Origin of the sequence: Bradyrhizobium sp. AUGA SZCCT0222 (genome assembly GCF_018130205.1) — a bacterium.
Taxonomy (GTDB): Bacteria; Pseudomonadota; Alphaproteobacteria; order Rhizobiales; family Xanthobacteraceae; genus Bradyrhizobium.
In genome coordinates this window covers 149,868-168,697 of sequence record NZ_JAFCLX010000014.1, presented here as the reverse complement: position 1 = coordinate 168,697, position 18,830 = coordinate 149,868, and the positions used below count along the sequence as shown (strand labels likewise).

The window sequence follows — 18,830 nt, the reverse complement described above, 5'->3', positions numbered from 1 at the left end:
CGGCGGTCTGGCCCGCACTGGGCGCCTAAAGGTCTGATTCCAAACGGTTTTAGGATTAGACTCCGCCGGGGCCGGATGCTATGGCCTGCGCCGCGTGGTTGAAGCCCCTTGCGCGTCCGGTTCGGCTGGGCGAATGGGGCTCCGAGGGGCTTTGCCGGCCCTGCGGACGTACCCGGAAGGGTTGGGTGTCCGGCGGCCGGGGAACCTAGTGGCGTTCGCGCTGCCTTGAGGCGGCGCCGGGGTGTTGGAGAGAAAATGGCGGATCAAGATTCGAAGCCGCGCGTCGCGCTGATTACGGGCGTCACCGGCCAGGACGGTGCCTACCTGGCCGAGTATTTGCTTGGCCTCGGTTACACCGTGCATGGCATCAAGCGCCGCTCGTCCTCGTTCAATACGGCGCGGGTCGACCATCTCTATCAGGATCCGCACGCCGGCAACGTGCCGTTCCTGATGCATTACGGCGATATGACCGACTCCACCAACCTGATCCGGCTGATGCAGCAGATCAGGCCAACGGAGATCTATAACCTCGCCGCGCAAAGCCATGTCGCCGTCAGCTTCGAGAGCCCGGAATATACCGCCAATGCCGACGGCATTGGCGTTCTGCGTCTGCTTGAGGCGATCCGGATCCTCGGCATGGAAAAGGAAACGCGGTTCTACCAGGCGTCGACTTCGGAGCTCTACGGCCTGGTTCAGCAAGTGCCGCAGAAGGAAACTACGCCGTTCTATCCGCGCTCGCCCTACGCCGTTGCCAAGCTCTATGGCTACTGGATCACGGTGAACTACCGCGAGGCCTATGGCATGTTCGCTTGCAACGGCATCCTGTTCAATCATGAAAGCCCAATCCGTGGCGAAACATTCGTAACGCGCAAGATCACGCGCAGCGTGGCCCGGATCGAGGCCGGCCTCGAGGAAGTGGTGCATCTCGGAAATCTCGAGGCCAAGCGTGACTGGGGTCATGCACGCGATTACGTCGAAGGCATGCACCGGATATTGCAGATCGATGAACCCGACGATTTCGTGCTTGCGACCGGAGAGACCCGCTCGGTGCGCGAATTCGTCGAACTGGCGTTCGCGGAAGTGGGCCGCACCATTGAATGGCGCGGCGCGGGGGTCGACGAGCAAGGCATCGACAAGAAGTCCGGCAAGGTCGTCGTGCGCATCGATCCGATGTATTTCCGGCCGACCGAAGTCGATCTCCTGATCGGCGATGCCAGTAAGGCGCGGGAGAAACTCGGCTGGAAGCCGAAGACGCCGTTCGCCCAGTTGGTCAAGGAAATGGTCGCAGGCGATCTTGCGGCCGCAAGACGAGAGGTTGCCAATGGCAAGAGTTCCGTTTGAGCTGAAGGGCAAGACGGTCTTCGTCGCCGGGCATCGCGGAATGGTCGGGGCGGCGCTGGTGCGCCGGCTCGCACAGGAAGACGTCGAACTGCTGACGATCGGGCGCGCCGAAGTCGATCTGCGCGACCAGGCCGCTGTCAACAAATGGTTCGCCGCCAAGCGCCCGCAAGCAGTGTTCCTGGCGGCGGCAAAGGTTGGCGGCATCGTCGCCAACAACACGCTGCGGGCCGAATTCCTCTACGACAATCTGGTGATCGCGACCAACGTCATTCACGCGGCCCATGTCAACGCGACCGAGAAACTGATGTTCCTCGGCTCCTCCTGCATCTATCCCAAGCTGGCCCCGCAGCCGTTGCACGAAGATTCCATGCTGACGGGACTGCTGGAGCCGACCAACGAACCCTACGCGATTGCCAAGATCGCGGGGATCAAGATGGTCGAAGCCTATCGCAGCCAGTATGGCTCCGACTTTATCAATGTGATGCCGACCAATTTGTACGGCCGCGGCGACAATTATCATCCCGAATACAGCCACGTCGTCGCTGCCTTGATCCGGCGTTTCCACGAGGCGAAGGTTTCGGGTGCAAGGAACATCGTGGTCTGGGGCACCGGCACGCCGCGGCGGGAATTCCTCTATGTCGATGATCTTGCCGACGCCTGCGTCCATTTGATGAAAACCTATTCGAGCGGCGATCTCGTCAACATCGGCCTCGGCGACGACATCACCATCGCCGAATTCGCCCGGCTCGTTGCCGCGACCGTCGGCTATGCCGGCGAGATCAGCTACGATACTTCGCGGCCGGACGGGACGCCGCGCAAATTGCTCGATAGCGGCCGGCTCGCCAAGCTCGGCTGGCGCGCCAGCACCACGCTCGAGGACGGCCTCAAGCTCGCCTATCAGGCCTTTCTGAACGAATCGCAGCAGGCGGCCGAGTAATGCTCAGAGCGCTTTCGCTACGGTAGCGCGCGGTGGGGCTTTGCCGAGGGCCGTCGCCATCGCCGATATCAATGGTCTCATGAAAAAAGCGTCATCGGCCGGATAGATGTCGGTGCGCAAGCCGTGGGCCGCGAGTTCGTTCGACACCGCCGGTCCGACCGAGGCGATTGGCGTTCGTTCAAGCCCATCGCGCAACCGATCCTCGCAGCCACGCGCCCGCGCGACCTCGATGAGGCGGCGAATCTGGCCCAGATTGGTCAACGCGATCGCATCGATGCGGCCGGCGGCCATCTCGTCGATGGCGGTGACGATGTTGGCGTCGGCGGCCTGCGCGTCATAGACATAGGGCAGCACGGTATCGACCTCGGCGCCCTGCGCCTTGATTGCGCCGACCAGGACGCTGTGATCCTTGTCCGGGTAGAGCTGCAGCCCGAGACGGCGGCCGCGCAGGTCGATGCGCGACAGCATCTCGGCGATGCCTTCGGAGGTCGGTTTCTCCGTCGTCACCTGCGGCTCCAGCCCGATTTCGCGCAGCGCACGGCCCGGTTTGGGGCCGCGCGCGAATTTGCGGGCCTTGCCAAGTGCGGCCACGAATTCCGGTTCGAGGCCGATGTGGCGCACGACTTTCATCAGCCGGCGGAGACCTTCGCCGGTCATCAGCACCAGATCGTCGCAAGGCGCGGCAACGAAACGCCTGATCCAGGTCTCGATTGGCGCCGGATCGGGCGCGTCGTGAATGGTGAACATCGGACATTGCAGCACGTCCGCGCCTTGCTCGGTGAGCAGTCGGGAAAACTGCGCTTCCTCGCGCGTTTCCAGGATCAGGATACGGTAGCCGTTCAGTCTGTCAGCCATGGCCTCGCTCCAACGCCAATCGTCGTGCTTTGTTCATCATGACCCCGGTTTCCGGATTGGCGCAAGTCGGTTGGTGGTGATAGAGCAGGGCGCCAAACGAGCGTTCCACGTCTCTGCCAGAATTGTAATCAAGCCCGCGCCATGCCCGACCATCAGTTCGTCCTGACCCTGTCCTGCCCCGATCGCCCCGGCATCGTCTCCGCGGTGTCGACCTTTCTCGCCCATAACGGGCAGAACATTCTGGACGCACAGCAGTTCGACGATATCGAAACCAAAAAATTCTTCATGCGGGTGGTGTTCACCGCCGCGGACCTCGCGGTCGAACTGGGGGCGTTGCAGACCGGCTTTACCGCGATCGCCGACCGCTTTGGCATGGAATGGCAGATGCGCGATCGCGCCAGCCGCCGCCGGGTGATGTTGCTGGCTTCCAAATCGGATCATTGCCTGGTCGATATCCTCTATCGGTGGCGCACCGGCGAACTGGAGATGATCCCGACCGCGATCGTCTCCAATCATCCGCGTGAGACCTATGACAATCTCGATTTCGGCAAGATCCCGTTCCACTATCTGCCGGTCACCAGGGAGACCAAGCGCGAGCAGGAACAGGCGGTCCTGAAACTGGTGCAGGACAGCGGCACCGACCTCGTGGTGCTGGCGCGCTATATGCAGATTCTCTCGGATGAGATGTCAGAAGCGCTTTCGGGCCGCTGCATCAATATCCACCACTCGTTCCTGCCGGGCTTCAAAGGCGCTCGGCCCTATCACCAGGCGCATGAGCGCGGCGTCAAACTGATCGGCGCGACCGCACACTATGTGACGCGCGACCTCGATGAAGGCCCGATCATCGACCAGGACGTCGAGCGCATCAGCCACCGCGATACGCCGGAAGATCTCTCGCGCAAGGGCCGCGATATCGAGCGCCGCGTGCTGGCCCGCGCGATACGCCATCACCTCGAAGATCGTGTGATCCTCAACGGCCGGAAGACAGTGGTATTTGGCGACTGATGAGCGAGCTATCCGGCCCTAGTCGAAGACCGGAAAGAAATTTCTCGGCTTCCATCCGAAGTCGCGTACCGCAGGCGTTGAATCGAAGGCCATATCCTTCATCATCCGGATGCCCATTGCGGCGTTAGCGCTTGGGAACAATGGCTTGGCGACGACAAATCCTGCCCGCCACAAGACTGGTGGTATTGAGAGTGTCCGTCGCGGCAACTTCATGCCGTCAAAAATTCGACCGATCATCTCGCGGTAGGTGAGGGTTTCGCCGCCGGGCAACGAGTATATCTTGTTTGCAGCGGCTTGACTGAATGCTGCGGAGACCGCTCCGATGGCCAAGTCCTCCGCATGCACAGGCTGCCGCAAACCCTGCGCTCCCCCGACGAGAGGCATAAAGCCAAATTTCCGAATGAGCCGCGATAGCGGCGTAATATTGCGATCCCGTCCTTCGGCATAGATGAGTGTCGGCCGCAATATGGTCCATTCAATGCCGGCCTCTGAGCAGATACTTTCGATGTTTCGCTCCGCTTCGGCTAGCCTGGTCAAGGTTGCTCGTTCGGAAGCAATCTCGCTATCAATTTTTGTAAGGACGCTTGTTGAGGTGAAGACAACAATTCGCTTCAGGGAAGGATTCAATAGATATGGCAGAGCGCTGGACAACAGCACAGCACTCGCCGTGCAAAACAGGGTCGTAAATGGTGGAAATTTGAAAGCTTCAGGTTTTTCAAGGTCACCCAAAAACCAATCGATCCCCGTCCCATCTTGCGGTGCCCTTGACAAGGCAAGGGGTCGTTGACCGCTACGGACCAGGCGTTCAACGATGTAGCCGCCGACAAGGCCGGTAGCTCCTATAACCAGACTCTTCGTCTCAGTTTTGTTGTGTTCAGCTGGTTCATCCAATCCTAGCAAACTCATACCGCTCCCAGAATTCAAGCACCCGCGACCGGTCGATGGTCGAGGCTTATCTCCGTTGTTCCGCTCTTCAGCCGGTATAGACCGGTCACATTTCGCGGCATAGGGCGGAAGGAGCGATCCAGGCTTGAAAACGCGTCAGCGATAGATTTTTGTAGATTATACAATTTAAGGATGTTGATAGGAGCCATCGTACAGGAGCGCTGCGTTGTGGTATAATGGGACCGTTGTTGCCATTGCCCCATTGCGCGTCGGTAGGTTGCCAAAGGTGCCCTGCGTCGCAGGTCCTTCACCATTGATGTCGGTGCGGTCACGCCTGGCCTGACCCGCAATTCTGCAACCAGGAGCCTCAAAGTAATGCAAGCTGTTGAAAAACATAGCTGCTTCGGCTATCCGAAGAAAATGGTTCGGCGGGGTAGGCAAGTTGATTTTGCGATGCCCGTGTCGCACGGGATCGAATAGCCCCGAAATTGACTTCGAGAGCTCTTCGTGGCGAACCGCAAATTGGGTGATCAGTGATCAAATTTGGCTTGCTGGGGTGCGGACGTATCGCAAAGCGTCACGCTGATCTTCTTGGCGGCGGCCATATCGCTGGGGCCAAATTGGTTGCAGTCTGCGACGTCGTGCGCGAGCGGGCCGACACGATCGCCTCGCGGTTTGGCGTGCCGGCCTTCTACAGCATGGATGAATTTCTGAACCACAGGGACATGCAGGCGGTTTCGGTGTTGACGCCCAGCGGGATGCATCCGGCTCACGCCATTGCCGCTGCCAAGGCCGGCAAGCATGTCATCGTCGAAAAGCCGATGGCGCTCCGGCTCGACGACGCCGATGCCATGATGAACGCCTGCGATGCTGCCGCCGTCAAGCTTTTCGTCGTGAAGCAGAACCGGTTCAATGTCCCCGTGATCAAGGCGCGCGAAGCGCTCGAGGCCGGCCGCTTCGGACGATTGATCCTGGGAACCGTAAGGGTGCGCTGGTGTCGTGATCAGGCCTATTACGATCAGGATGCGTGGCGTGGAACCTGGGCATATGATGGAGGCGTTCTGGCCAACCAGGCAAGTCACCATGTTGATATGCTCGAGTGGTTCTTCGGCGACGTGGTCAGCGTACACGCCCGGGCAGCAACCGCGCTGGTGAACATCGAAGCCGAAGACACTGCAGTGGCGACGCTCAAGTTCAAGAACGGTGCGCTCGGAATCATCGAGGCGACAACGGCAGTCAGGCCAACGGATCTCGAAGGCTCGTTGTCAATACTCGGTGAAGGGGGAGCCGTTGAGATCGCCGGGTTTGCCGTGAACAAGATCCGGCACTGGCAGTTCTCAAAGGAGCTTGATTCAGACAGAGAGGTTGTCGAAAGGTTCTCGGTTAATCCGCCAAACGTCTATGGTTTTGGCCACCAGGCCTATTACGAACATGTCGTCAAATGCCTCAACGATCAGGGTCCCGCGCTTGTCGATGGCCTTCAGGGTCGAAAGAGCCTTGAATTGATATCTGCGTTGTATGAATCCATTGAGACCGGCAAAGAAGTCTCTTTAAAGTTTGCCCCGCAATTATGCCGTCTCGGCGAACTGCCATGAACCAGCCCGAAATCCGACAGGTGGGCGTGCGTGACGTGGTATTCGGTGCTCGTGTCGTCATCGTCGAGCCGTGCAATCTTTACGGTTGCGAAATTGGCGACGATTGCTTTATCGGCCCCTTCACCGAAATCCAGAAATCAGTACGGATTGGATCGCGAACGCGCGTTCAGTCCCATGCGTTTGTTTGCGAGCTTGTCACGATCGGCGACGATTGCTTCATTGGTCATGGGGTGATGTTCATCAACGACACGTTTTCGACGGGTGGCCCGGCGCGAGGTAGCAAAGAGTTGTGGCGCCATACGAAAATCGGAAATCGCGTATCGATCGGATCGGGGGCATCAATTCTGCCGGTTGAAATCTGCGACGATGTCGTGATCGGGGCCGGCGCGGTCGTTACCAAGGACATTACGTTGCCCGGATCCTACGCCGGAAATCCGGCGCGTCTAATTCGGCGCCATTGACAGCTACTGGTTCGAAATGAGGCTCCATCCCATGGCCGTGCCATACGCCGATCTCCATCTGCAATATGAGAGCATCAAGTCGGAAATCGACGCCGCGATCGCCGCCGTCATTCGTGACAGCTCCTTCATACGTGGTCCATACGTCGACAATTTCGAAACTGCGTTTGCGGCCGCCGTCGGCGCCCCCCATTGCGTGTCTTGTGCAAACGGAACGGACGCTCTTTACGTCGCGATGCGGGCTTTGGGAGTTTCGCCCGGCGATGAGGTGATTACGACCGCGTGGTCCTGGATCAGCACATCGGCCATGATTACGCATGCCGGTGCGAACGTCGTCTTTTGTGACACTGACGCCGGCACCTACACGATCGATCCGGCCGCGATCGAAAATGCCATTACGCCGCGGACGGTGGGAATCATTCCGGTCCACCTTTACGGTCAGTCGGCCGACATGGACGCGATCATGCAGATCGCGCGTCGACACAAACTGTGGGTGATCGAAGACTGCGCTCAGGCTCATCTGGCCGAATACCGAGACCAACAAGTCGGCACGTTCGGGGACGCTGCGACCTATTCGTTCTATCCCGGGAAAAATCTCGGAGCGATGGGAGACGCTGGCGCAATTGTTACCGGTCGCGCGGATCTTGCCGAACGAATGGCAGTGTTGGCGCGACACGGTGGCCTTGTCAAACATCAGCATCGTATCGAGGGCATCAACAGTCGTCTCGACGGCATGCAGGCCGCTATCCTTTCGGCAAAGTTGCCGCATCTCACTCGGTGGACGCAGGCTCGGCAGGCGGCGGCAACGGTTTATGATGCCGGCCTCAATCAGATCGAAGACGTTGTTGTTCCTCAGGTGGCTCCTGACCGCACCCATGTTTATCATCTTTATACCATCCAGCATCCGGAACGCGACAAGCTGGCCGCCTACCTGAGCGCAAACAACGTGCAAACCGCCGTCAACTACCCGGTGGCTCTTCCGTTTCTGGAGGCCTATGGACGATTGGAGCATCGTCCAGAGCAGTTTCCGAATGCGCATCGGGCCCAAAGCCGGATCTTGTCATTGCCGATGTTTGCGGAAATCACGGCGCCGCAACAGAAGACCGTGGTCGATCTCATTCGCGCCTTCGGTTAGTCGTGCTGCGCAGGGCAGGCGATATCGATTATGAAATGGTTGCGCATTTCTCATGAAGAGCGGTTCCCGACTGCTGGCAAATTCGACCTGGAACGCCATGGCATTCCTCGTCAGCGTCGGGCTGAACTTGCTGATCTTGCCGTTTGTCGTCGGTAGATTGGGCGTTGCGTCCTTCGGGATGGCGGGGCTTGTCGTCGCCACCATTGCGCCTGCGCTCATTTTCAGCGGCTCTCTCGCCATGATGTCGACGCGCGAATTTGCCCGAACGCTCGCAGCCGCAGCGCGCCATGAGACCCGACAGTTTTTTGCAACAGCGCTGTTTCTCAGCCTGGCGGTAGGAATTCCACTTGCAGGCCTTTTCTGGCTGGTCGGGCCGGCCTTTGCTCAGCGCGTTTTTCATCTGGGCGGTGACCTGGCGGCCGATCTTTTTGCCGCGTTCGCTTTCGGTGCGCTGGGGTGGCTTTTTCAGTGCGTCGCCGGCGTGTGCCTGGCGCTATTCACAGCCCATCAGGATTACGCACGGCTGGCTCTGGTGAGCGTCGCAGGCAGCGTGGCGTCGACACTTTCCATGCTTCTATTGATCCCGCACTGGCCGCAGGCGTCGACTTTTGTGGCCTGTCAAATGATCGGTTTTGCCGTCAATTTGCTGCTGTCGATGCTGCTGGCGCGGCTGCTATGCCCAGATGTGGTGGCGTTTCCGGCGCTGCATTCCAGATCACTGGCATCTCTCCTGCACATCGGCAAATGGCAGGCGCTGGCGCAGGGCGGTGGATTGGTCGCCGGACAGGCGGAACGCTATCTGCTCGGCATGTTTCTGCAGCCGCAGAACGTCGGATACTATTCGATCGCGCTGCGCGCGGAGGAAGCAATTTACATTGGTGTTCTCAAGATCGGCGAGATTCTGTTTCCATTTTTCAGTGCGTTGCAGGGCGAGAGCGACGAGCGCGTCGGCGACCTGTTTTTTCGCGCATCATGGATACTGAACGTGCTGGCCGTAACGGCGCTCGGAGCTCTCATTCCTGTGGCGGGTAATGTGCTGTATCTATGGACCGGCCCGGAAGTTGCTGCCGAAGGCCAGCGCGTGCTGATCGTGCTGGCCCTGGCAGGCATCCTTGGCAGCGGTACCAACGTTTTCACGTTCTATCTGATGGCGAAGGGCAGGACACGCACAAACGCCGCGATATCGCTGGTCACCGCGCTATTCACCCTCGGAACCAGTGCGGTGGCGCTTCCCTATTTTGGATGGCCGGCGGCGGGTTGGAGTGCATGTGCCGGCGCACTGGCCCAGATGGTTTTCATGACGCTGCTGCTGCGGCGGAGTTTCGCCTTGCCGGACATCGGGTTGCGGGTTTGGCATTTTGTCCTGATGCCGATTGGAGTAGGGGTCGTCGCTGCAATCCTGTTGCGAGTCTGGATTACGACCTATGGGATAGATCAAGGTGCCGCTTTGTGGGAGGTTGCCGGCTATTACGCTCTTTCGGCCGCGGCGATCCTGATGGCTGTCATTGCCGTTTCCAGCATCGGCCCCTACGGCGCAATTTGCCGGCGGGATCTGTATCGCATCGTAACGCGGTTTCTTCCCGCGCGGAGCTTCTGATTCATGTGCGGTATTGCTGGTATCGTCGATCTGCGCGGCGAAGCTGTCGCTCCATCTGCCATCGAGAAAATTACCGGCCTGATCGCTCACCGCGGTCCCGATGGTGCTGGATTCTGGTTCAGCGATGACAAGCGGATCGCGCTCGGACATCGGCGTTTAGCGATTATCGACCCCGGCGCCCGTGGCGATCAGCCGATGCATTCGGGGGATGGCCGTTTTGTCATCGTCTATAATGGCGAGGTCTACAATTTCCTCGAATTGCGGGCAGAGTTGCAAGCTGCGGGCGTCCCGTTCCGCACCGAGTCCGATACCGAAGTTATCCTCGCCGCCTGGCAGGCGTGGGGACCGGACATGCTCCTGCGCTTCAACGGAATGTGGGCCCTGGCGATCGCGGACAAGGTATCCGGCGACGTTTTTCTTGCCCGCGACCGGTTCGGCATCAAACCATTGCTTTATTCGATCTCGGATGGCCGCCTGGTGTTTGCGTCGGAAATGCGCGCCATTGTTCGATCCGGATTGGTGCCTACCGACATTGATGCAGATGCTGCGCGCCGGATCATGGTCGATGCCTTTGGCATTGAAGGAAGCGAGCGGACCCTGCACCGGGAAATCAGGCGGTTGCAGGGAGGGCACCATCTTTGGATAAGGGGCGGCCGTACCAGCGTTACGCGTTGGTGGCGTACGCTGGATCATCTGCCTCAGTTGCCCGCTACTGATGCCGAGCGGGTCGAACGTTTCGGCCAGATTTTTCGAGATGCCGTGGCTTTGCGTATGCGCAGTGACGTGCCGATTGGCACTTGCCTGTCCGGTGGATTCGATTCCTCTGCCATTATTTGTGCGATGTCCGAAGCCGAGAAGAAGGGAATGGGGCCGCGTGGCAATCATGCCTGGCGGCACGCCTTTGTCGCGTCGTTTCCGGGATCTCCCAACGACGAACGGCCACAGGCCGAGGAAGCCGCTGCCTGGGCCGGTGTTGAGCCCACGATACTGCAAATCGGTGACGACGACGCCTTGCGGGATTTCGATCGCGTGCTCGAAGACATGGACGAGGTCTACATTGGCCTGCCAACGGCCGTCTGGTTGATCTATCGGGAACTGCGTCGCCAAAAAGTCCTTGTTTCGCTCGATGGCCATGGTGCTGATGAATTGATGGGGGGCTATCTGCAGGCGGGTGGTACAGCGGCGTTTTGGATGCGTAACGTTCTTTCTGGAATCATGGAGCGCTGGCCGTTTTTGGCAAACGCGGTGGATTTCGCGCGCGCGGCGCTGCTCAAGCGACGAGGCCATTTCTTTCTGCGGGGCGGGCTTTCCTCGCTTCCACGGAGGTTCGCGGTGGTTGGCGATGAGGACCGTTTGCCGACCGAGTGGGGTTCGTTCAATCGCAGGCTCTATCGTATGCTCCATGGAACCGTTCTGCCAACAATCCTGCGCAACTTCGATCGCCTGTCGATGGCGCACGGGATAGAAGTAAGGATGCCTTTTCTGGATTGGCGGCTGGTGACCTATGCGGTTGCCCTTCCGGAAGAGGCCAAGTACGCCGACGGATACTCGAAGTTGATTGCGCGTCGGGCCATGGCCGGCTGCATGCCGGAATCAATCCGGACCGCAAAGCGAAAAATCGGCTTCAATTCGCCGATGCCGGAATGGTTGAACGGTCCGCTTTCTTCCTGGACCGCATCCCTGCTGGCAAAGAAGGTTGAGGCCTTCACGGAACTGGTCGATGAGCCGGCGTTCGAGAAAGCAGTTTTGAAGCTGAATCGTGACAGGTCGTGGGATTGGGAGTCGGCGGGACGAATTTGGCCCTATCTCCACATGAAGTGGGTACTGGCTCGCCTGCCGTGATGACGTTTTGAAAGAGAAGATTATTTCTAATCCCTTCACTCCCGCTCGCTGCTTCCTGGTTGTGAAGTTTCATCGACTCCCCGGCGCTCGATGCAGCGCCGACAGTGGCCGAGGTGACCATGCTCGTGGCTAGCTATGTGTTGACGGCCTTGGCGATATGCGGTGCCGCAGTCTATCTGTGCGCCAGGCTGCGGCTCTTTCTGACCGCGACCACGATGTTGCTGGCCTCATTGCTTCTTATTTATGGACCGGCATATCTCAGCTTCCTGCTGTCATCGGGCGAAAAGGCGATGCTGATCGCTCGATTGTCCGGCTCGGAGGGGGGCAGATCGGTCATGTACAGCATGATTCAGTCAGCCTCATCCGATTTCGGCGCAATCATTGTTGCGATGAATATCTCGATTGCCTTGATGTTCGTTGGCGTTGTTGCCGGGGTCGAAATTGTTGACCGCTTGATTCCGGGCCGGGCTGAGTCTTTAAAAATCGCATTAGCCGACTGGAATTCACAAACCCTGAGAGACAGCGTCGGCGGGACTCGGGTGTTGCTGGTGATCGCAGTCTGCCTGACTTTGTTCCTGGCCTGGATCTCTTTTAGCGAGGATCACCTTGGGACCATTGGATCGTTTTTGTCCATTCCCGGAGACGAGGCAGCAAGGGCTGCGTTCCGTCTGAACAACGGGGGGAGCCCAAACTATTTTTATCGAATGGCGTTAGGTGCAGTGGCCCCGATGCTGGTCGTATGGGGACTGCTGTCGGGCTGGGTCAACCGCTCATGGGGTCTGCTATTGGTGGCGGGCTTGCTTCTTGTTGCGGTCTTGATCGGAAAATCCGAGACCCTGAGCAAAGCGCCTCCTGCATTTTTTCTTATTCAGTTGATCGTGGCTGGCCTGCTTGTGTTTCGCAACAAGCTGACCTGGCGGAGCGCCCTTGTCGTCCTGTCTGCAATCATTCTGATCCTGTACTTCGTCGTCAGGCTCACGATATCCGTCTATGACAATTTCGGCGCCTTGGGATTTCTGTATTACCGGATTTTTGAAGTGCCGAGCGAGTCGGTTCTCGAGACGTTTGGCGCTTTTCCGGCCAAGTACCCTCACACCTGGGGTGCGAATATCAGGCCGCTGGCAGCGATGATGGGACTCGATTACGTCCCGGCGCACACGATCATTTCGCAGCTTTGGCACAATACCAAGGACGCCACCAGCAATGCGCTCTTCATTGCCGACGCCTGGGTCGATTTTTCATATGGCGGTGTGATCGTCTTTTGTGCGCTGGCGGGCGCTGCCTGCCGACTGATTGACCTGATCTACCTGGTAAATGGCAAAACCACTGTCGGCATCGCGATGATGGCCGCGGCCTTCGGTGGCGTTCTCACGCTGCTGGTGAGCGCACTCAACACCGCATTTCTATCGGGAGGATTGTTGCTTGCGCCGCTCGTCGCGGCGGGCATTGTCGGAGTAATAAAGATTATGAATAGGAACTCGAGGCTGCATGCGAAACCGGCAGGAATTGGCACTTAAGTCTACCTTGCCAACACCATCAGCGACCAGCCTCCCAAAATACGGGCAGCAAGATCCGGCGAGACTTTTGATAGCAGCGCGCGCGGTATCTTCATCAGGTTGGTGCGTAACCTGCCGCTGTCAAGTTCAACTGCGCGCGCGGTGAAATCGGTGTCGATGATCTCGTAGCCGCAGTACCTGATCGTCTCGATCGCGGTTTCCTTGGTGAAATAGTGCAGGTGCCCCACGCGTCGCCGCGCGTCCAGTAGCGTATCTCTCCGCGCCACCGCGAAGACCGATAGATCGAGCGGGATATGAAAAATCTTGTAATCAGCGTAGCTGCGGATCGATTTGATGAATCCGATATAGTCGTCGACATGCTCGAACACATCAATGCACAGCAGGGCGTCGAAGTGGACGTTTTCGTCCAGCATGTTGGTGTTGACATAGTGTACGCCGGGACGTTCGCGCTTTCGCGCCAGCTCGAAGGCTTGCCCGGACATCTCATAGCCGACGAAAGTGCTTTCGGGCAGGAGCGCCTTGAGCTGCACCAAGATCTCGCCCGCGCCGCAGCCGATTTCTGCAATCCGGGAAGGATTGAGATTGTTTCGTCGCAGGGTGCTGCATATCTTGGCGGCCTTCCAGGCTGAATCCTCCGCATGCCAAGTGGGATTGTTCGCGAGATACTCCGCATTGGAGTAGATCGACTCTGTTTCGAGCTGGTGGCCCACGGTATTCTTGCTGCTCATGCGCTATTCCGGTCTCGTATACCCGCCGCCTGAAGCGAAAACGGGCCTATTTCGCAGCAGCACATGGGGGTGTCAACCGTGGGCGTAGCAATGGTCGGTTGGCGTGTCTGAGCTACAGGCGCGTTGAGTGTTGTTATTCGTGTGCAGTTTGCTATCTCATGGCATCCTTTGGCGGACCTTGAATGCGGTTATTTCAGAATAGTGCTCTTTACCCATCTTACCTGCAGCATTTTGATGGTCTTGCGGCCGGCGCCGTTAGCTTCGACGATCGACTGCGCGTATTCCTGGACGACAGGTTCGGTGTGTTGCATTTCCTCCAGCCGGTCATTGACCGGTCGCCCGATGCATTTTTTACCAATGCCAATGACAAGACGCTGCAGACGTACTGGGCGCGGGAGCACGGAATGGCGTCGACGAGCGCGCCGGAGGACATTCTTCTGGCGCAGATCGAACATCATCGCGCTGACGTGTTCTACAATCTGGATCCGATCCGCTACAGCAGCAGCTTCGTTCGCAAGCTGCCCGGGTGTGTAAGGAAAGCCGTATGCTGGCGTGCTGCGCCATCGGGTGGCGTCGATCTGTCGGCCTACGATGCTGTTGTCAGTAATTTCCCCTCTATTCTTGATGACTGGCGACGGAAAGGCTGCAATGTTGCGCCGTTTTTTCCAGCGATTGATCCGCTGATGGATCAATATGGTCGCGGCGATCGACCTATCGACGTGTTGTTCGTCGGCGGTTACTCCCGGCACCATTCGCGTCGTGCGAGCATTCTGGAGCGGGTCGCTGCACTCGCCGAGAGACGAAACGTGGTGTTCTGCCTTGACGCATCGCGTCTGACGCGGCTCGCCGAAACCGCTCTCGGGTTTTTGCCGCCCCTCAAGAAGCATCGCCGACCTCGCGCCATATCGAAAATTGCCAGACCGCCGGTCTTCGGACGGCAGCTCTACGATCTCGTCGGGCGATCCAAGATCGTGCTCAACGGGGCGATCGACATGGCGGGAGCGGATCGCGGCAATATGAGATGCTTCGAGGCCATGGGGTGCGGTGCCTTGCTGGTGTCGGATGACGGCCGGTACCCAGAGGCGATGGAACCTGGCGTCACAATCGCGACCTATGGCTCGCCCGAGGAAGCGCTCACCCTCATCGAGGAGCGGCTTGCGGACTGGGATGAATCGTCGAGGATTGCCTCGCTCGGTCGCGAAAGGGTCGCCGCGGCCTACAGTAAGTCGTTGCAATGGAAGAGCTTTGTTGACCTCGTCGGGCGGTTATGATCGTGCTAATTACTCCCGGCCAATAGCGCAGTTGAACTCCATGAACCTTCATCGTCTAGCCCAGCAGATCCTGGGGCGCGCAACCTGCAGGGTCGGTGCCAGGTCGCGCCTCAGTCAAGCGGCGCGCATCAAAAATGCCGCCGGCGACTCCGATCGTATCCTGATTGGCAGCGATACATTTGTGCGCGGCGAGCTGATGACGTTCGGGCACGGGGGGAAAATTGTGCTGGGCGATTGGTGCTATGTGGGAGACGGTACTCGCATTTGGTCCGCTGTATCGATCGAAATCGGACATCGCGTCTTGATTTCCCATTCCGTCAACATATTCGATAGCCTTACGCATCCGCTGCAAGCCTCGCAACGACACCAGCAGGCCAGGGAAATATTCGAGCGTGGCCATCCGCGGGAGCTGGCGTTGGGCGAGCAGCCTGTTACGATTCACGACGACGCATGGATCGGCGCGGGTGCCTTTGTGCTGCGCGGCGTCACCGTCGGGCAAGGTGCGATCGTTGCGGCCGGGGCGGTCGTCACCAGGGATGTGCCGGCGTTCTCGATCGCAGCGGGAAATCCCGCGGTCGTTGTCAGGGAGCTATCGCCCGATGAGCGCTGATCCCAAGCTGTCGTCCTGGGAAGAGGCGGTCGTCTGGTTTCGAAATCAACCCGAGCAGCAGCAAGTTGCGCGCGACGCATACTACGATGATCCATTGGTGGACGCTGCGGCGCGTTACCATGCATCGGAGGAGTGGCAGGCCGTCTCCCGGATATTGCATGGTCGCGGTGGCCGAGCGCTCGATATCGGAGCTGGCCGTGGTATCGCCAGCTACGCACTGGCCCGTGATGGTTTCGCAGTCACGGCCCTTGAGCCCGACCCAAGCAAGATCGTTGGCGCAGCGGCGATACGCATGCTGGCACAAGATGCCGGAATTGCCATTGACATCGTCGAGGAAGTTTCCGAGCGGCTGCCGTTTTCTGATGCAAGCGTCGATGTGGTGTTTGCGCGAGCGGTGCTTCATCACACGACCGATCTGGAAGGTGCATGCCGCGAAATCTATCGCGTGCTGAAACCGGGTGGCATTGCGGTTGCCGCCCGCGAACATGTCATTAGTCGTGATTCCGACCTTCCGAAGTTTCTGGACCAGCATCCGCTGCATCGGCTCTATGGCGGTGAGAACGCCTTTCGTCTTGATCGGTACGTTGGCGCGTTGCGCGCTGCCGGCTTTGAGCCGCTCGAGATACTTCCGCCTCTTACAAGCCCGATCAACTTGTTTCCTTACACATTTGAGAGCTTGCGATCGGCTGTCGTCTCACGGCTTTCGGCCAAGCTTCCCGTCCCGGGCTGGCGGACGCTCCTGAGTCATGACCGCATGTTCAGGTTCATGCTGTTGATCGCTGAACAGTTCGACAACCGGCCCGGTCGACTCTATTCGTTTGTGGGATATAAGCCGGAGCAATGAAGCCAGTGTCGGCCATCTCTCATTGAGAAACTATTGCGACGTCTTGTCGGCAACGACTTCCTCGTAGATGGCCACGGCCTGTTCTGCCGATCTCTCCCAGTTAAAGAGCTGAGTGACACGTGCGCGCCCGGCGTCGCCCATCGCTTTGCGGAGTGGTTGGTCGGCACACAGCCGATCCAGCGCCGAAGCGAGTGCTGCGGGATCGCCGGGCTTCATCAAGATCCCTGTGTCGGCGGAAACTTCGAATGGAATTCCGCCAATCAAGGTCGAAACGACCGGCAGGCCGCTGGCCATGGCTTCCAGGATGACAAGTGGCAGCGTATCGGCGCGCGAGGGAAAGACGAACAAGTCGACGCTCTGATAGAGGGCGCGCAATTCTTCGCGGGTGATGAAATCGGTGAATAGAATCTTTTCACTGCTGGCAGGCATGCCGTTGTCAGCAAGGAGCTGCGCATGCTCCTTCTGCGAGCGGATAGCACCGGCGACGACAGCCACAGCCTTTTCGCGCATGAGGGGCAGGGCTCTGAGCAGCACGTCCAGGCCCTTGTTTGCCGTGTGGTTACCCACATACAGCATGAGAGGACGCTCCGCCGGAAGAGCGAAGCGTGCGACCAGTTGTTGCCGCTCGGCCTCCGAAACAGGAATCGTGAAGTAGGGGTCCACGCCATTGGATACGACGCGAAGATTGCGAGGATGGACCCCCATGCCGGATAGAATGGGTTCCTCCTGGGGCGAGAGCATCAGGACTCTCGCTGCGTTCTGCGCCACGTGTACGACCGGTCGACGCACCAGCAGTTCCAGCAATGGCTTCTGCCAGGCAGGGGCACCAAAGCCTTGTGAGAATTCGTTGAATTCGATGAAGCCGTGCGTTGAAATCACGTAGGGGATCTTCAGCTCTCTGCAGGCCCGCGCCGCAGCCTTGAGCGCACCCGGTGGATGCGGATTGTGGAAATGAACCACATCGAACTGTCCCTGGCGAAGCCATGGCTTGATATTCGCGCGCCATGCGAGAGTGACGGCTTGCCGCGGCAGGACGCGCCGCAGGGGCAGAAGGGGATTTGCTGCCTTTTGACGAACGATGTGCAGACCATTCTCGACGGTTTCGCCGTTGTCCTCGGCCATCAGCAACAGCGCGCTGTCGATCTGCTTTGCGATTCTCTCGGTTAATTGGATCGCCGCCGATACCCCTCCGCTTGCCTTGAATGTCGGTGGTGTGATGACGACCGCACCAACGCGCAGCTTGGTGGCCGTCACGTTAGTCCATCCTCCATCCGATTTGTCCATGCGCGATGCATGCTTTCGGCAAGCGAAATAGACGGAGCCCAGCCGGTAACTTGTTTCAGTTTCTGAGTTGACGCCTTCAGCATCGGACGATCGACAGCGCGCACACGAAGTGGGTCCTGCTGAATATCGACTGTCACTCCGGCCGCCGTCCCGATCGTCGCGACGACGTCACCCACGGAGTGCGTGTTTCCGGTGCCAAGATTCGAAATCAGCGGGCCGTCCTCGAAAGCATCGTGCCTGGCGAGGGCGCGGAATCCGTAACCAACGTCGCTGACGTCGATGTAGTCCCGGTGAGGGAACAGGTTTCCCAAGGCCAGTCGGTGGTTGCCGGAAGCGAGCTGGCTGATGATCGCCGGTACGAGGTGCGGGTTGGTCTCACCGGGCCCGACGACGTTGAAAAGTCTTACGATGATGCCGCGGACCTTTTTTTGGTTGTGGTAATGCCTGACAAAATGCTCGCCGTGCAATTTTGTGTAGCCGTAGACATCGACCGGGCCGAGGTCTTCATCGCGTTCCAGATGCGCGTCGGGCAATGGTCGGTAGACGGCGGCCGATGAAGCGAAGACGAACTTGGTCCCGGCCGGGGTTGCGTTCAGCAGATTGACGGTTCCCGCCACGTTGATTGCGACCGCATTTCCGGGCTCGGCCTCGCACGCCGGAATGAAATGAACGGCCGCCAAATGATAGATGATCGACGGCCGAATCTTATTGAGCAATTCCGAAACCGCATCCGTATCCCGGATATCCTGCCGGTGCAGTACGAAAGCTTGCTCGTCCATTTGCGCCAGACGATGTTCACCGCTGGCCATATTGTCCAATACGTGGACTTCGCAATCTTGCTGGGCGATCAGCTGGCGCACCAACTCCCGGCCCACGTATCCATTCCCGCCCGTTACCAAAACCAGACCATTAGTCATAACAAGCGT

The 18,830-nt window shown here is 58.9% G+C and carries 17 protein-coding genes; 12 read left to right on the top strand and 5 right to left on the bottom strand.

The window, feature by feature from the left end; translation table 11 throughout:
• The first annotated feature begins 255 nt into the window (after positions 1–255).
• On the top strand, positions 256–1,341 hold the full coding sequence (gene gmd, locus JQ629_RS15300; protein ID WP_212413393.1) for a GDP-mannose 4,6-dehydratase: 1,086 nt from the start codon (positions 256–258) through the stop codon (positions 1,339–1,341).
• Complete coding sequence (gene fcl / locus JQ629_RS15295; RefSeq protein WP_283815931.1) at positions 1,322–2,278, top strand: GDP-L-fucose synthase; 957 nt, start codon at positions 1,322–1,324, stop codon at positions 2,276–2,278. The genes gmd and fcl overlap by 20 nt, the downstream gene beginning before the upstream one ends.
• A gap of 3 nt (positions 2,279–2,281) precedes the next feature.
• Here fcl and JQ629_RS15290 read toward each other — a convergent pair whose 3' ends face one another.
• Entirely contained in the window at positions 2,282–3,133 is an 852-nt protein-coding gene (locus JQ629_RS15290) for a uroporphyrinogen-III synthase (protein ID WP_212413392.1), read from the bottom strand.
• A 141-nt stretch (positions 3,134–3,274) separates the two neighbouring features.
• Here JQ629_RS15290 and purU point away from each other — a divergent pair, with 141 nt between their 5' ends.
• Positions 3,275–4,138 (top strand): formyltetrahydrofolate deformylase, encoded by an 864-nt coding sequence (gene purU, locus JQ629_RS15285; RefSeq protein ID WP_212413391.1) that lies wholly within the window; start codon positions 3,275–3,277, stop codon positions 4,136–4,138.
• An 18-nt stretch (positions 4,139–4,156) separates the two neighbouring features.
• Here the strand turns inward: purU and JQ629_RS15280 are convergent, their stop codons facing one another.
• Entirely contained in the window at positions 4,157–5,029 is an 873-nt protein-coding gene (locus tag JQ629_RS15280) for an SDR family oxidoreductase (RefSeq protein WP_249135064.1), read from the bottom strand.
• A 527-nt stretch (positions 5,030–5,556) separates the two neighbouring features.
• Here JQ629_RS15280 and JQ629_RS15275 point away from each other — a divergent pair.
• The 6 genes from JQ629_RS15275 to JQ629_RS15250 all read left to right on the top strand — a co-directional run bounded on the left by JQ629_RS15275 (position 5,557) and on the right by JQ629_RS15250 (position 13,167).
• The gene (locus JQ629_RS15275; protein ID WP_212413389.1) at positions 5,557–6,618 is read left to right on the top strand and encodes a Gfo/Idh/MocA family protein; all 1,062 of its coding nucleotides are present in this window, start codon (positions 5,557–5,559) and stop codon (positions 6,616–6,618) included.
• Positions 6,615–7,079 (top strand): acyltransferase, encoded by a 465-nt coding sequence (locus JQ629_RS15270; protein WP_212413388.1) that lies wholly within the window; start codon positions 6,615–6,617, stop codon positions 7,077–7,079. The genes JQ629_RS15275 and JQ629_RS15270 overlap by 4 nt, the downstream gene beginning before the upstream one ends.
• Before the next feature lie 31 nt (positions 7,080–7,110).
• Positions 7,111–8,211 (top strand): DegT/DnrJ/EryC1/StrS family aminotransferase, encoded by a 1,101-nt coding sequence (locus JQ629_RS15265; protein ID WP_212413387.1) that lies wholly within the window; start codon positions 7,111–7,113, stop codon positions 8,209–8,211.
• Between the two features lie 52 nt (positions 8,212–8,263).
• Positions 8,264–9,808, top strand: a complete 1,545-nt coding sequence (locus tag JQ629_RS15260; RefSeq protein ID WP_212413386.1) for a lipopolysaccharide biosynthesis protein — start codon at positions 8,264–8,266, stop codon at positions 9,806–9,808.
• Between the two features lie 3 nt (positions 9,809–9,811).
• Positions 9,812–11,650, top strand: a complete 1,839-nt coding sequence (gene asnB / locus JQ629_RS15255) for an asparagine synthase (glutamine-hydrolyzing) (protein ID WP_212413385.1) — start codon at positions 9,812–9,814, stop codon at positions 11,648–11,650.
• Between the two features lie 104 nt (positions 11,651–11,754).
• Entirely contained in the window at positions 11,755–13,167 is a 1,413-nt protein-coding gene (locus tag JQ629_RS15250) for a hypothetical protein (RefSeq protein ID WP_212413384.1), read from the top strand.
• A 2-nt stretch (positions 13,168–13,169) separates the two neighbouring features.
• On the opposite strand, the gene JQ629_RS15245 is transcribed toward JQ629_RS15250, so the two are convergent.
• On the bottom strand, positions 13,170–13,877 hold the full coding sequence (locus JQ629_RS15245; protein WP_349631272.1) for a class I SAM-dependent methyltransferase: 708 nt from the start codon (positions 13,875–13,877) through the stop codon (positions 13,170–13,172).
• A gap of 200 nt (positions 13,878–14,077) precedes the next feature.
• Here JQ629_RS15245 and JQ629_RS15240 point away from each other — a divergent pair, with 200 nt between their 5' ends.
• The 3 genes from JQ629_RS15240 to JQ629_RS15230 are packed head-to-tail and all read left to right on the top strand — an operon-like array spanning position 14,078 to position 16,620.
• Positions 14,078–15,166 carry a glycosyltransferase family protein gene (locus tag JQ629_RS15240; protein WP_212413382.1) on the top strand — a complete coding sequence of 363 codons (1,089 nt, stop codon included), beginning with the start codon at positions 14,078–14,080 and terminating at the stop codon, positions 15,164–15,166.
• A 40-nt stretch (positions 15,167–15,206) separates the two neighbouring features.
• Positions 15,207–15,776 carry an acyltransferase gene (locus JQ629_RS15235; RefSeq protein WP_212413381.1) on the top strand — a complete coding sequence of 190 codons (570 nt, stop codon included), beginning with the start codon at positions 15,207–15,209 and terminating at the stop codon, positions 15,774–15,776.
• A complete protein-coding gene (locus JQ629_RS15230; protein WP_212413380.1) occupies positions 15,766–16,620 on the top strand; it encodes a class I SAM-dependent methyltransferase in 855 nt (284 codons plus the stop codon). The genes JQ629_RS15235 and JQ629_RS15230 overlap by 11 nt, the downstream gene beginning before the upstream one ends.
• 30 nt (positions 16,621–16,650) lie before the next feature.
• Here JQ629_RS15230 and JQ629_RS15225 read toward each other — a convergent pair whose 3' ends face one another.
• The gene (locus tag JQ629_RS15225; RefSeq protein WP_212413379.1) at positions 16,651–17,874 is read right to left on the bottom strand and encodes a glycosyltransferase family 4 protein; all 1,224 of its coding nucleotides are present in this window, start codon (positions 17,872–17,874) and stop codon (positions 16,651–16,653) included.
• Positions 17,871–18,821, bottom strand: coding sequence for an NAD-dependent epimerase/dehydratase family protein (locus JQ629_RS15220; protein WP_212413378.1), 951 nt, complete (start codon positions 18,819–18,821; stop codon positions 17,871–17,873). The genes JQ629_RS15225 and JQ629_RS15220 overlap by 4 nt, the downstream gene beginning before the upstream one ends.
• Positions 18,822–18,830: the final 9 nt, after the last annotated feature.

What these genes read in the sequence shown, in the direction of transcription:
- JQ629_RS15230 (WP_212413380.1), top strand. Translation starts at nt 15,766, where the DNA reads ATGAGCGCTGATCCCAAGCTGTCGTCCTGGGAAGAGGCGGTCGTCTGG.
- fcl (WP_283815931.1), top strand. Translation starts at nt 1,322, where the DNA reads ATGGCAAGAGTTCCGTTTGAGCTGAAGGGCAAGACGGTCTTCGTCGCC.
- JQ629_RS15235 (WP_212413381.1), top strand. Translation starts at nt 15,207, where the DNA reads ATGAACCTTCATCGTCTAGCCCAGCAGATCCTGGGGCGCGCAACCTGC.
- asnB (WP_212413385.1), top strand. Translation starts at nt 9,812, where the DNA reads ATGTGCGGTATTGCTGGTATCGTCGATCTGCGCGGCGAAGCTGTCGCT.
- purU (WP_212413391.1), top strand. Translation starts at nt 3,275, where the DNA reads ATGCCCGACCATCAGTTCGTCCTGACCCTGTCCTGCCCCGATCGCCCC.
- JQ629_RS15220 (WP_212413378.1), bottom strand. Translation starts at nt 18,821, where the DNA reads ATGACTAATGGTCTGGTTTTGGTAACGGGCGGGAATGGATACGTGGGC.
- JQ629_RS15270 (WP_212413388.1), top strand. Translation starts at nt 6,615, where the DNA reads ATGAACCAGCCCGAAATCCGACAGGTGGGCGTGCGTGACGTGGTATTC.
- gmd (WP_212413393.1), top strand. Translation starts at nt 256, where the DNA reads ATGGCGGATCAAGATTCGAAGCCGCGCGTCGCGCTGATTACGGGCGTC.
- JQ629_RS15260 (WP_212413386.1), top strand. Translation starts at nt 8,264, where the DNA reads ATGAAGAGCGGTTCCCGACTGCTGGCAAATTCGACCTGGAACGCCATG.
- JQ629_RS15290 (WP_212413392.1), bottom strand. Translation starts at nt 3,133, where the DNA reads ATGGCTGACAGACTGAACGGCTACCGTATCCTGATCCTGGAAACGCGC.
- JQ629_RS15240 (WP_212413382.1), top strand. Translation starts at nt 14,078, where the DNA reads ATGCGGTTATTTCAGAATAGTGCTCTTTACCCATCTTACCTGCAGCAT.
- JQ629_RS15265 (WP_212413387.1), top strand. Translation starts at nt 7,111, where the DNA reads ATGGCCGTGCCATACGCCGATCTCCATCTGCAATATGAGAGCATCAAG.